Origin of the sequence: Paratractidigestivibacter faecalis (assembly GCF_003416765.1) — a bacterium.
In the GTDB taxonomy this organism is placed as follows: Bacteria; Actinomycetota; Coriobacteriia; order Coriobacteriales; family Atopobiaceae; genus Paratractidigestivibacter; species Paratractidigestivibacter faecalis.
The window spans coordinates 712,428-725,444 of record NZ_QSNG01000001.1 but is presented as its reverse complement, the minus strand read 5'-3'; the positions used below and the strand labels follow the sequence as shown (position 1 = coordinate 725,444).

General features: G+C 65.1%; 10 protein-coding genes. 3 read left to right on the top strand and 7 right to left on the bottom strand.

Going from position 1 to position 13,017, the window contains the following annotated elements; translation table 11 throughout:
- Positions 1 to 263: 263 nt before the first annotated feature.
- From DXV50_RS03045 to DXV50_RS03035, 3 genes are all read right to left on the bottom strand, one after another.
- On the bottom strand, positions 264 to 1,562 hold the full coding sequence (locus DXV50_RS03045; protein WP_117204734.1) for a glycosyltransferase family 2 protein: 1,299 nt from the start codon (positions 1,560 to 1,562) through the stop codon (positions 264 to 266).
- 43 nt (positions 1,563 to 1,605) lie between these two features.
- A complete protein-coding gene (locus DXV50_RS03040) occupies positions 1,606 to 2,586 on the bottom strand; it encodes an RluA family pseudouridine synthase (protein WP_408634267.1) in 981 nt (326 codons plus the stop codon).
- A 534-nt stretch (positions 2,587 to 3,120) separates the two neighbouring features.
- The gene (locus tag DXV50_RS03035) at positions 3,121 to 4,593 is read right to left on the bottom strand and encodes an alpha/beta fold hydrolase (RefSeq protein ID WP_117204732.1); all 1,473 of its coding nucleotides are present in this window, start codon (positions 4,591 to 4,593) and stop codon (positions 3,121 to 3,123) included.
- 68 nt (positions 4,594 to 4,661) lie between these two features.
- Between DXV50_RS03035 and DXV50_RS03030 the strand changes: the two genes are divergently transcribed.
- Positions 4,662 to 5,498: an alpha/beta fold hydrolase gene (locus DXV50_RS03030; RefSeq protein ID WP_117204731.1), complete on the top strand. Its 837-nt coding sequence runs from the start codon at positions 4,662 to 4,664 to the stop codon at positions 5,496 to 5,498.
- 178 nt (positions 5,499 to 5,676) lie between these two features.
- Here DXV50_RS03030 and DXV50_RS03025 read toward each other — a convergent pair whose 3' ends face one another.
- The 3 genes from DXV50_RS03025 to DXV50_RS03015 all read right to left on the bottom strand — a co-directional run bounded on the left by DXV50_RS03025 (position 5,677) and on the right by DXV50_RS03015 (position 9,269).
- Positions 5,677 to 6,687: an aspartate-semialdehyde dehydrogenase gene (locus tag DXV50_RS03025; RefSeq protein WP_117204730.1), complete on the bottom strand. Its 1,011-nt coding sequence runs from the start codon at positions 6,685 to 6,687 to the stop codon at positions 5,677 to 5,679.
- 75 nt (positions 6,688 to 6,762) lie between these two features.
- Positions 6,763 to 8,109 carry an aspartate kinase gene (locus DXV50_RS03020; protein WP_117204729.1) on the bottom strand — a complete coding sequence of 449 codons (1,347 nt, stop codon included), beginning with the start codon at positions 8,107 to 8,109 and terminating at the stop codon, positions 6,763 to 6,765.
- Positions 8,110 to 8,126: 17 nt separating this feature from the next.
- Positions 8,127 to 9,269, bottom strand: coding sequence for a homoserine dehydrogenase (locus tag DXV50_RS03015; protein WP_232817435.1), 1,143 nt, complete (start codon positions 9,267 to 9,269; stop codon positions 8,127 to 8,129).
- Between the two features lie 89 nt (positions 9,270 to 9,358).
- Between DXV50_RS03015 and thrC the strand changes: the two genes are divergently transcribed.
- Complete coding sequence (gene thrC / locus DXV50_RS03010; protein ID WP_117204727.1) at positions 9,359 to 10,843, top strand: threonine synthase; 1,485 nt, start codon at positions 9,359 to 9,361, stop codon at positions 10,841 to 10,843.
- Positions 10,840 to 11,748, top strand: a complete 909-nt coding sequence (thrB, locus tag DXV50_RS03005; protein ID WP_232817434.1) for a homoserine kinase — start codon at positions 10,840 to 10,842, stop codon at positions 11,746 to 11,748. Before thrC ends, thrB begins: the two co-directional genes overlap by 4 nt.
- Before the next feature lie 200 nt (positions 11,749 to 11,948).
- On the opposite strand, the gene DXV50_RS09520 is transcribed toward thrB, so the two are convergent.
- The gene (locus DXV50_RS09520; RefSeq protein ID WP_147556671.1) at positions 11,949 to 12,983 is read right to left on the bottom strand and encodes a hypothetical protein; all 1,035 of its coding nucleotides are present in this window, start codon (positions 12,981 to 12,983) and stop codon (positions 11,949 to 11,951) included.
- Positions 12,984 to 13,017: the final 34 nt, after the last annotated feature.

Below are 13,017 nucleotides of genomic sequence, written 5' to 3'. Positions count from 1 at the left end.
TTCGCCAGATTGCACGGTATTGTAGCATCGACGCGCCAAACAAACCGTCAGGCACAAATAAGCCACGTACCAGCATTTTATTTAGCGTCCCAAACAACCGGTTAGTTAATTTGGCGGCAGCGGAGCGCGTCCGAGAAACCCAGGCCGCCCGCCGCTCATCTCCCCAAAATGAGTTCCGCAGGGGCCGAAGGCCCCTAAACGGGGCCTTCGTGCGAAGAGGACTGTCTTAAATTGTTCGAGAGAAGGGCGAGAGGGCCAATCCCCTACTTAGAACCCTCCGCCATCACATCGTCAAAGTTTACCGCGATGTCGTGCTTGGTGGGAACCCACTCGACCTTCTTGAACAGGGCCGCCACGGTGATGGGCACGTAGGAAATCATGAAGATGGGGAACGTGAAGAGGTTGGTGAAGATGCGCCACTTCTTCTTTGCGTGGATGTGCTCGCGCTCGGAGATGGTGGTGATGACCGCCAGGATGAAGAAGACCACATACATGGAGGCAAACGTCATGACCAGCGAGCCCGTGCACATGAGGAGCTCGCCCTGCGTGGCAATGAAGCCGTGGGAGAGGCTGCCCACGATGAGGTACGTGGCGTTGATGAAGAACGAGAGCAGCGTCAAGATCATGCCCGGGGCAATGGTCATCAGCATGTCGTAGGAGGCAAACTGCCCCTTGCCGATGCCGCGGACGAGGTCGCGGTTATACGAGAAGAACACCTGGTAGAAGCCCTTGGTCCAACGCATGCGCTGCGTCCAGGAGGCCTTGAAGGTGAGCGGCTGCTCGTCAAAGAACTCGGCGGGCGCGTAGCCGATCTGGATGTTGTTGGCGCAGCAGAAGGTGGAGAACTGGATGTCCTCGGTCAGGGTGTGGAAGTCCCAGCCGTGCATACCCTTGATGATGCGCTCGGAGACCATCCAGCCGGAGCCGGAGATGGCGCAGGAGGTGCCCACCATCATGCGGGCGTTGTTGAGGAACTTGGCCTCGCGGAGGAACCACGTGGCGTAGGCGGAGCTGATCCAGCTGGAGTCGAAGTTCTTGGAGTTGCGGTAGCTCGTGCAGACGAGGTAGCCGGCATCGAAGGCCTGGTTCATGATCTTGAGGTAGTCGGGCGCGATGATGTTGTCGGCGTCCATGATGACGAAGGCCTCGTACTTGTCGCCAAAGTCGTCGAGGATGCGGTTGAAGGCGTAGTCGAGGACCCAGCTCTTGCCCTTGCGGGCAAGGTCATTGCGGTCCCAGACGATGGCGCCGGCGCGCTCGGCCTCGCCATGGGTGTCATCGGTGCAGGCGTCGCAGATGACGAAGCAGTCCACGAGGTCGCTCGGGTAGTCCTGGGTCAGAATGGAGCGCACCAGGTTGCCGATGACCGGCTCCTCGTTATGCGCCGCGATGACGAAGCCATAGCGGTGGTTCTTCTTGGCCACCGGGAGCTTGACCGTGCCGCGCCTGATGACGCGGAGGATGTAGACAAGCTGATAGAAGTAGGCAAGCGTGAAAAACAGCCAGATGATTATGTTGAAGATCACGATGGGCGTGAGCCCGAGCCTTCCGAGCGTCGGCATGGTGGTTTACCCCTCCGTCGCGGCTTTCAGTTGCGTGGGAGACCTACCAAGAGGCCCCGAGCTGCGGGCAGATGCGCTCCCCCGCCTCGGTGCGTCCCATTGAGGTTTCCTTCAGTCCCTCAAGTATAGCGAGAAGGTCGTCCGGCAGACGGTCCGCCCGCTCAATGGGCTCCCCCGTCACCGGATGGTCAAACGCGATGTGCCAGGAGTGGAGGAACTGGCGGCGCAGCCCATGGTTGGTGCCGTCGTCTCCCCTGCCGTAGAGCTGGTCTCCCACGACCGGGTGGCCCGTGTGGCGCATGTGGACGCGGATCTGGTGCGTGCGCCCGGTGTAGAGGTGGCACTCAAGGAGGCTGTAGCCCTCGTCGCGCCGTCCCGCCTCAAAGCGCTCGAGCGTGGTGTAGGTGGTGATGGACTCGCGGGCGGCAGGGTCATCGGTCACCGTCATGCGCAGCCGGTCGCGCGTGGAGCGCGCGATACCCGTGACGATGGTTCCCTTGTCGTGCGCTACATACCCGTGGACCAGCACCACGTAGCGACGGTCGAGCACGCGCAGGCGGATGAGGTCCTGCAGGGCCTTCTGGACCTCGTCGGACTTTGCGGCCACCATGAGGCCGGAGGTGTCCATGTCAAGGCGGTGCACTATGCCCGGGCGATCCTCCCCCTGCAGAAGGCCCAGGTTGCCGTACCCGCAGTGGGCCACGAGGGCGTTGGCCAGCGTGTCGTCCACGTGCCCGGGGCTGGGGTGGCACACCAGGCCGGCCTGCTTGGAGAGCACGATGAGGTGCTCGTCCTCATAGCGGATGTCCAGCGCAATCTCCGGGTTGGGGGCGAGAAGCCCGGCCTCGGCGCCCTTCTCCTCAACCTTAAGCTCGCAGGTGACGCGGTCTCCCAAGAGGACCTTCTCGCTCTTGGATGTGGCCTCGCAGGTGTTGATGGTGACGGAGCCCTCCTCCACCAGGCGCGCGCAGGCGGAGCGAGACGGCATGTCGGGCCCCGTGGCCAGGAAGGCGTCGAGCCGCATGCCGTCCGACTCCGGCCCCACCAGAAGGTTCACAATGCGCGTGGCCACAGGGCCTCCTTTGCTTGTCATCAGATAGGTATTGAGAAGAGGATACACGAATGAAAACTAGAACACTAGTTCCCACTCGAACAAAACTAGGGTAAACTACAGTCACGGCAGGCGGCGCCCTCCGAGTCCCGCAGGAGACTGGAGGTGTACCCCGTATGACCGAGCTCACAGCGTTCGTCCTCTCCAACGCCACGCTGTTCTTGGCGCTGGCAGTTCTGCTTCTGATTATTGGTCGCAGATAAGCGCATTGGGCAAGGCCCCTAAACGGGAACAGCCGCCCCTGCAAAGCGGCTGTTCCCTGGGCATTGCCCAATGCAAATCCGTCTAACAGGAGGGCTTAGCCCCTGTCGCAACCCATAATACCCCAAATGGGCCTGCGCAAGAGGGGTTGCATGGGGGCACCGACCGGCGGTCACGAGGCCGTCGGCACGGGCCCCACGATCTTCTCGGCAGGAATGCGTCATGCAGGCCTGCGGTGTGTATTCCCTACAGAATGCCCCCGAGGTCTCCGCGGTCTCGTGCCTCCGCCAGAATGTGGCGGAATACCTCGCTGCCGTGGAGGCCGTCATGCTCGAACTCGTTTGTCACCCAGGCGTGCGAGCGATCCACGTGGGAGAGCGTGTCCAGCTGCAGGCCAGAGTCAACGTAGAGGTCGTCGAAGTAGACGGCTGCCTGGAGCGGGACCTCGTTTGCGGCAAGCTGCTCCTGGTCATAGAGGCGCCCGAAGGAGGTGTCCTCCATGAGAAGGTCCATTGCCTCGGCAAACGGCATGAGGGCAGGATCCTCGCGGAACATCCACGGAAACATGGCCTCGCCGAAGAGCATGAGCGGGCGCGCGTCCTCGTCGAACTCGGGCATGCTCGCCGCCTGGCGCGCCGCGGACCAGCGGATGGGCCGCTCAAGCTCGCCATCCGCATAGATGAACTCCTGGAGCGTCCAGTAGAGCGGGTTGCCCGCCGAGTCGGTCTGGGTCTGGACGTCCTCGAGGAAGCCGCGAAAGAGCGTGACCGCCTGGGGGTTGCCACCAGCGGCCGCAAGAGCGTCCTTGCAGCCGCCATCCCCGTCAACAAAGGCCATGTCAAGCATGTTGTGAAGGCGCTCGGGGGCAGGCTTCATGCCCAGGCCGCCACCACAGAGCTGAAGCCTGCGGACGGAAAGAGGGCTGCCGTCCGGAAGGGTCAGGTCGCCCGCGGCCGCGCAGTCGGCAATAAGGGACATGCGACTCGCGTCCTCCGGGTAGCGCTCGTACCAGCCGCGCGTCTTTGCCAGCATGCGCGGGAAGGTGTGGGCGTAGACCTCGTCGGCGCTCGCGGGCACGTGCGGGATGCCGCCGCAGGTGAAGGCAGCCGCAACGCCGGCGGGGAAGGTCGAGAGGTTGGCAAGCGTGAGGAAGCCGCCATAGCTCTGGCCAAGCGTCACCCACCTCGCTCCGCCAAACTCCGAGAGTCTCAGGTACTCGAAGTCCCTGATGATGGAGTCTGCCAAAAAGCGCTTGAGGTAGTCCGCCTGGCGGCATGCGGGGTCGGCGCCCTCGCGCCGCGCCTGCGCGGCAAGAGCCTCCATGCGGGCGCCGTCGACGCGAGAGGAGCGGCCGCAGCCTCGCTGGTCAGGCAGCACCACCCTGAAGTGCCTGATGGCCTCCTCCACCCAGCCGTCGCTCGAAGGGGAGGTCAGACGCGGGCACGCGCCGCCGGGACCACCCTGCAGAAACACAATGAGCGGCAGGTCACGGCCCACGTTCTCGGGCGAGCAGACCACGCGGTAGAAGAGCTTGATCTTCTGCCCCGCAAAGGCCGGGTCGGGCTCGAGGCCCGCGGACTCGGAGGCCAGGCGAGAAGGGCGCGGGTCAGCTACGCCCGCAAGCGCGGCCGGGGACGTGCCGCGCCAGTCAAGCGGCACCTCAATGGAATGGTCCTCGACGGCAAGGCCGGGCAGGTAGTACTTGGAAAGCAGCGGCAACTTGGCTCCTCCTTAGGCGATATGGCATAGACTGTTGCGAGTATTGCACACGAGGTCGGGAGGCAGGCATGAGGTTCCAGCATCCGGGTTGTGACGTCCACTACGAGCTCGAGGGGCCGACAGACGGCCTGCCCGTCCTCATGGTCCACGGGTTTGGCTGCCAGCTTGAGATCATGCGTGGCTGCATGGAGCCCGCCGTGACTGCCGCAAAGGCAAACGAGCGCCTGCTCAGGGTGTACGTCGACCTTCCCGGCCACGGCAGGAGCGCCAAGGCCGACCTCACCCTCGCCTCAAGCGATGCCCTGGTGGCGTGCCTTCTGGCCCTCATGGACCACGTGGCCCCCGGACGGCCCTTTGCCGTGGCGGGCCAGTCCTTCGGCGGCTACCTGGCCCTCGGCCTGGCGACGCAGCACCCGGGGCGGGTTATGGGCCTGGGCCTCGTCTGCCCGCTCACCCTTCCCGACCTTGGCGCCCGCCAGGTGGAGAAGCTCGAGCTCATCAGGCATGACGACGCCTTTCTGGCCACGCTCTCCGACGCCGAGCGCGAGAGCTTCCTGCAGCTCGCGGTGCGAGCCGACCGCCAGACATGGGAGCGCTTTGCCACCGAGGAGGCCCCGGGCTTCTCCGCTGCCAACCCTGCCTTCATGGACGCCGTCGACGAGCACCTGCCCCTCTCCCCCGACGTCGACGAGGCCCTGGCAGCACGCCCCTTTGCGGCACCCGCCCTCATCCTTTGCGGCCGCCAGGACGCTATGGTCGGCTACAGGGACCAGCTGAGGCTCATCCAGCACCTCCCCCGCTGCACCTACGCCGTCCTAGACATCTCCGGCCACAACCTCCAGTTCGAGCACTCCGAGCTCTTCACCTCACTGACCGCCGATTGGATAACCCGCCTGCTAAGCTAACCCGCTTTTGAGCCGTCACCCTCCCGGCCAGAATTAGGCGGAAGGAGTCAACCCTGCCACAGGAAGGGCCTCCCGCCCTTCTCCGGCGCAGTTCCGCACGAGCCGAAGGCCACTTAATGTGGCCTTCGTGCGAGCAGGACTGTTTGAGCACGGAGAAGGGCGGGAGGCCCAACCGTTCCTACAACAGGTACTCCGCAATCTGCACAGCGTTTGTCGCCGCGCCCTTCCTGATCTGGTCGCCGCAGCACCAGAACGTGAGGGAGTTCACGCCGTCCGGCGCAGAGAGGTCCTCGCGGATGCGACCGACGTAAACGAGGTCCTGGTCAGAGGTGTCAAGCGGCATGGGGTACACGCTGTTGGCAGGGTCGTCCACGACCTTGACGCCAGGCGCCGCCTCAAGGATCTGCCGGGCGCGTTCGGGGCTGAGCGGCTTCTTAAACTCCACGGTGATGCTCTCGGAGTGGGAGCGCATGACGGGGGCGCGCACGCAGGTGCAGTTGACGCGCAGCTCGGGCAGGTGCATGATCTTGCGCCCCTCGTTCTGCATCTTCATCTCCTCGGAGGTGTAGCCCACCTCGTTGAAGCCGCCGATCTGCGGGATGAGGTTCACGGCGAGCTGGTGCTGGAAGGGCTTGGTCTGACCCACGGGCTCGCCGGAGGCGACGCAGGCCATCTCGCGCTCGAGCTCGGTCAGGCCCGGCATGCCGGCGCCGGAGGCGGCCTGGTAGGTGGAGACGATCAGGCGCGTGGCGTGGGCCTCCTGGTGAAGGGGCCAGACGGGCACCAGGCCGATGATGGTGGCGCAGTTGGGGTTGGCAATGATGCCCTGGTTCTTGGCGATGTCGCCGGCGTTGATCTCGGGGATGACGAGGGGCACCTCGTCGTAGAGGCGGAAGGCGTGGGAGTTGTCCACGCAGGTGGCGCCACGCTTGACGGCCTCGGGCATGAGCTCCTTGGCCTGTGCGTCGCCGGCGGCGCCCAGGACAATGTCAACGCCCTCGAAGGCCTCGGGGCAGGCAAGCTGCACGGGGACCTGCTCGCCGCGGAAGGTCACGGTCTTGCCCACGGAGCGCTCGCTCGCCAGCGGGACGAGCTTGCCCACGGGAAAGTCTCGCTCCTCCAGGCACTGGAGCATCTGGGTGCCGACGACGCCGGTGGCGCCGAGGATGGCTACGGTCTTCTGGGCCATGTCTCTTCCTTTCGGTGGGCCCGCACGGGACGGGCCGCATCTGGGTCGACGGGCTTCTCGCCTCTTACGCCTTGCCTACTGGACCTCGGCCGCGCCGGCACAGACCATCTCGTCCGCGACAAAGCGGTCGTAGATGACCTTGATGGCGCGCTCGAAGTCCTCGTTGTTGACGCCCATGATGATGGAGATCTCCTGGGAGCTCTGGGTAATCATGCGGATGTTGATGCCCGCGTCGCCCAGGGCGCCGAAGACCTTGCCGGAGGTGCCGGAGCGCTTGGACATGTTGCGGCCGACCACGGAGAGAAGCGCGAGCTTGTCCACCATGGAGACGTCGTCGGGGCTTATCTCCTTGCGGATGTCCGAGATGATGGAGTAGATGGAGTCGCGCACGTCGGCGCCGTTGACGATGACGCCGAAGGAGTCGACGCCCGTGGGGATGTGCTCCACGGAGACGCCGTAGCGCTCGAAGATGGCCAGCGTCTTGCGGACGAGGCCCACCTCGCCGGACATGTGCGCCTTCTTGATGTGGACGGAGACGAAGTCCCTCTTGCCGGCGATGCCGGTGATGAGGTGCTCGTCCTCGCCGGCCTCGGCGGACTCGCGGATGATGGTGCCCTCGTCCTGCGGACGGTTGGTGTTCTTGATCTGGATGGGGATGTTGACCTCGCGCACCGGGAAGATGGCCTCCTCCTGCAGGACGGAGGCGCCCATGTAGGAGAGCTCGCGCATCTCGTCGAAGGTGATGCGCTTGATGGAGCGGGGGTTGTCCACGATGCGGGGGTCTGCGGAGAGGAAGCCCGAGACGTCGGTCCAGTTCTCGTAGAGGTCCGCGTTGATGCAGCGGGCCAGGATGGCGCCGGTGATGTCGCCGCCGCCGCGGTCGAAGAGCTTGATCTGGCCGTCCACGGTGGCCCCGTAGAAGCCCGGCAGCACGAAGGAGCCGTTGCGGACCATGACGTCCTTCAGGCGGACGGCGGTGCGCTCCATGTCGACGGAGCCGTCGTGGTGGAAGACCATGACGTCGGCGGCGTCGACGAAGGGAAGCCCCAGGTACTCGGCCACGAGGTTGGCGGTGAACCACTCGCCGCGGGAGACCACGTACTCCGGGGAGTGCTTCTTGATGTTGCGCGCGAAGGCCTCGAACTTCTCGGCAACCGGCCACTTGAGGCCCAGCTCGTCGGCAATGTCCTGGAAGCGCTGCTGGATGTCGGCGAGAAGCGCCGTGCAGTCCACGTGGTACTGCACGTGGGCGTTGACCAGCAGGAGCAGGTCGGTGATCTTGTTGTCGCCGGAGAAGCGCTTGCCGGCGGCGGAGACCACCACGAAGCGGCGGTCAGGGTCGGAATCGACGATGCCTTTGACCTTGCGGAACTGCTCGGCCGAGGCTACGGAGGAGCCACCGAACTTAGCGATCTTGATCATGTGCGTGGAAGCCCTTCCTATGCGAGCGCGGCCATGAAGGCGGCGGGGTCGGTCTTAAGCGCCTCGTCCAGAAGCGCGCGGGCGGCGGCTGCGGTGACGTCGCGGACGATCCAGGCGCCCTCGGCGTAGGGCTCGGAGCCTGCCGGCGCCTGGGACGCGCGGATGACGTAGCTGGCGCGCAGCAGCTCCGGGTCGTAGGCCAGGCCGCGGCTGAAGTCGTACTCGGGGGCGCGGGTGCCGCGCACACAGTCGAGCACGTCCTGGACGATGGCGTTGCCGGTGGGGAGGCTGCCCGCGCCCTGGCCGTAGAATTTGAGCTCGCCCACGGTGGTGGCGTCGAGGGTCACAAGGTTGAAGTTGCCGGGGACGTTGGCCTCCAGAGACTCCAGCGGCACGGCGACCGGCTCGACGGCCACGGCGTAGCGGCCGTCCTGCTGGACGCCGCGGCCCAAGAGCTTGACCGTGAGGCCACGCTCGCCAAAGAGGTCCAGGTCGGCCTTGGTGAGGTTGCGGATGCCGGAGACCGGGATGTCCTTCTCGCAGGCCACGTCGAAGGCCACGGAGGCCGTGATGACGGTCTTGTTCTTGACGTCGATGCCGTCGACATCGGCCGAGGGGTCGCGCTCGGCGTAGCCCAGGGACTGGGCCTCGGCCAGGACCTCGCCAAAGTCCGCGCCATCCTTGAGCATGGCGTAGACGATGTAGTTGGTGGTGCCGTTCATGATGCCCGAGAAGGACGTGACCTCGTCGACGCGGCGGGCCTTCTCGATGCCGGCGATCCAGGGGATGCCGCCGCCGACGGAGGCCTCGATGAACAGGCTCACGCCGTGCTCCAGGGCGCAGGCGGCAAACTCTGCAAAATGGGCCGCGACCACGGCCTTGTTGGAGGTCACCACGTGCTTTCCGGCCTCGAGGGCGCGCATGATGAAGGCGTGGGCCGGCTCGATGCCGCCCATGCACTCCACGACGATGCCAATCTCGGGGTCAGAGACGATGTCCTCGTACTCCGAGGTCATGCGGGGGTCGCTCAGGCGGTCGGGCAGCTCGAGGATGCGGGAGACCTCGACGTCGTCCACGCGCTCGCCGATGATCTTGTCGACTCCGCGTCCGACGGTGCCATAGCCGAGAAGGGCGATCTTCATGTTCGTCCAATCTTTCAAGTCTGTGTCCATGGTGCCACACTCAAAATCCTGCAGGTATGATGCTTGCATCATCTGCCGTAGTTGCCACATGACGCAAGGAGACCGCAGTGAACTCGTTCTACCACAGCACGCGTAGCAAGCTCGATTCCGTAACAAGCAAGCAAGCTATCCTTCGCGGAATCGCCCCCGACGGCGGCCTGTACGTGGCGGACTGGCTCGGTCAGACCAAGATGGACCTTGCGGCCGTCTGCGCCCAGGGCTTCCACCAGACGGCCCGCCAGGTGCTGGGCATCCTGCTTCCCGACTACGCCGAGGACGAGCTCGCGGCGTGCGTGGAGGCGGCCTACGGCAGCCAGTGGGACACCCCGGCCGTGACCCCGGTGACCCCGCTCGGCGCGGACTGGCTGCTTGAGCTCTACCACGGCCCCACGAGCGCCTTCAAGGACGTCGCCCTGCAGATGCTGCCGCAGCTCATGAGCGTCGCGCGCGCAGGCGACGGCCGGGACGTGATGATTGTCACCGCCACCTCCGGAGACACCGGCAAGGCGGCCCTGGACGGCTTTGCGGGCGTGCCGCACACCGGCGTCACCGTCTTCTACCCCGAGGGCAAGGTCTCCGACGTCCAGCACCTCCAGATGGCCACCCAGGCCGGCGACAACGTGGCCGTCTGTGCCATCCGCGGCAACTTTGACGACGCCCAAAGCGAGGTCAAGTCCATATTTGCCGACGAGGCCCTCGCCCAGCGCCTGGCCGCCTCGGGCGTCGCACTCTCCAGCGCCAACTCCATCAACGTAGGCCGCCTGGCGCCGCAGGTGACCTACTACTTTGACGCCTACGCGCAGCTCATGCGCGCCGGGGCGGTCAAGTTTGGGGAGAAGGTCACGTTCTGCGTTCCCACCGGCAACTTCGGCGACGTGCTGGCCGGCTACTACGCCAAGCTCCTGGGCCTGCCCGTGGCCCGCCTTGTTGTTGCGTCCAACAAAAACGACGTGCTCACGGACTTCATCACCACCGGCACCTACGACCGCCGCCGCGACTTTGCCAAGACCATCAGCCCCTCCATGGACATCCTGGTCTCCTCCAACCTCGAGCGCCTGCTCTACTACATGAGCGACGGCGACTGCGAGCTTGTTGCCAGCCTCATGGCCGACCTCGGCGAGAACGGCTTCTACCAGGTGCCCGAGGGGCTTCTCGCCAAGATCCAGGAGGTCTTTGCGTGCGGGCGCGCCGACGACGACGCAACGCGCGCCGAGATTGCCTCCACCTGGAGCGAGCTGGGCGCGCTCATCGACCCGCACACAGCCGTGGCCAAGAGCGTGCTGGACGCCGTGCCGGCAGACGGCAGCGTGCGCGTGTGCCTCTCCACAGCAAGCCCGTACAAGTTCAGCTCCGACGTGCTGGCCGCGCTGGGCCAAGACACCTCCGGCATGAGCGGCTTTGCCTGCATGGACGCGCTGGAGAAGGCCACCGGCACCACGGCCCCGGCCCAGCTCTCCGGCCTTCGCGACCTGTCCGTCCTTCACGAGGACGTCTGCGACCGCGCCAAGATGGGCGCCTTCGTGGAGAGCTCCTGCGCAAGGGTCTTCCTGTGATCGGGGCCGACGGACAGGCGCGCCCCATGGTCCTGGTGCGCGTTCCCGCCACCTCGGCCAACGTGGGCGTGGGCTTTGACTGCCTGGGACTGGCGCTCGACCTCACGGCCGCGTTCTTGATGACGCCGGCAGGGTGCCTTGAGATCGACGGCTGCGAGGAGCGCTTCCGTGGCGAGGACAACCTCGTCTGGCAGAGCTACCTCACCGCCTGCCGCGAGCTCGGCTGCAAGGCGCAGCCCCTCAAGATCACGATTCTCTCCCCCATCCCGCTCTCGGGCGGCCTTGGCTCCAGCTCGGTCTGCGTCATCGCGGGAGTCGCCTGCGCCATGGCCCTCTCGCCCTCCGGCTATGACCGCGAGAGGTGCCTTGAGCTTGCGTGCGCCATCGAGGGACACCCCGACAACGTGGCCCCGGCCATCATGGGCGGCCTGGTGAGCTCCTTCGTGGAGGGCGACGACACCACGAGCATCCGCATGGAGATAGCCCCCAACCTGCGCTTTGTTGCTGTGGCTCCTCCCTATGAGGTGCGGACGGCAGACGCCCGCCGCGTGCTTCCCACCGAGGTCCCCACGTCCACGGCCGTCTGGCAGATGGGCCGCTGCGTGGCCGTGGTGAGGGCGCTGGAGACCGGCGACGCCGCCCTTCTGGGAAAGGCCAGCCACGACAGGCTGCACGAGCCCTACCGCGCCAAGCTCATCCCGGACTACGAGCCCCTGCGCGCGTGCGCCCTTGCTGCCGGAGCCGCAGCGTTCATGATCTCTGGCTCCGGCTCCACGATGCTGGCCGTCTGCGACGGCGACGACGTTGCCGCCCAGGTGGAGGCCGCAATCCGCCAGCTGCGCCCCGGCTTCTGGCTCCACACCCTACCCGCCAACACCCTCGGCACCACCGTCGAGGTGCACTAGCGGCGAGGGGCGCTTCTCGGCTGACACTTCTCGACTGACGATAATGGCACCGCATATCGAACGCCCCTTCGTGTATTAACTAATTGATACACGAAGGGGCGTTTAGCACTAAAGAGGCGTGCATGAACGGCGCAAAAGATCTTTAGGGCATTGCGTGCATCAAGGTTTTAATACACGCAAATCCGTCTTCCAAGGCAGCCTCACCACCCGGCGAGAAGAACCCGGCGCAGTTCGGTCTGCGCCGCCCTAAAGGATTCGGTAGGCGGCCGCCAGGCAACGCCTAGAGCCGCAGAAATCGCCTTGGCAACGGCGTCAAGGCGAGAGAGCACCCTGACGTCCTCCTTGCCGATTTGGATAACCTTGAACCCTTCCGCAGCAAGCAAGACCGCCTTTCTTCGGTCCTGCGAGGCAGAGGACGCAGCGTCATGACACGCTCCTTGGTACTCGGCCACGACTCCCTGGGGCTTCCAAAGCAAATCGCAGGCAAACGAGGTGTTGTCGGCATCCACCAACCCGTTCAGAGAGGTCTTGGGAAGACCATAGCCGCCATACCGACGCTGCAGGCAAAGCAGAAGCGCGCAAACGGTCTCGGCTGGCGAGGCGGAGCGCTCGACCGCATGGGCGCATGCGAACCTGGCCTTTCCAAGGCCATTGGGAACCCTATGGTTTCCCTCCTTGCACAGGTGCTCAAGATCAGTGACATACGTAGAGAGTCCGCTCAGAGTCATCACCGGCGGAGAAGCGAGGAAGCCCGCATCGGAACCCGGAGCCTGGACATAAAAGCCACAGAGCTCGCAAACGAGCAGGGTCAATTCCAGCTGGCTAAAGACGTGTGCCGCCAGGACAACCAGCATCTCGGGAGACGGGACGAGAAGCCCCTCTCGCAAAACTCTGAGCGACCCATTGGGTAGAGGCGCCCCAAACACCGAGCAAGCAAGACCTTTGAAGTAGCGGCGGCCACTGGCCGCTCCGAGCAGGACTTCAACCCTCTCATTGTCTGGACCGAGAACGCCCAGGCTGGACGAGCACACCATTGCAGGCAGCTCTTGCAATGAGGATTCGGCTGGAAGGTCAACTAGATTCAGGCATGGGCCCTCACCGCGAATCAGGCGTGAGAGCAGCGGCCGAAACTTTGGGTCATCCGCATCCATCTGGTTGCCCAGAGAGACGCGTGCCCGCGCTTCTCGCCACGCCCTGATAGCCGACGTACCTCCCAGGCAGATGTCAACGCCCATGGTCTTCTCTCCCTCCGACCGCAACAGTCAGGCG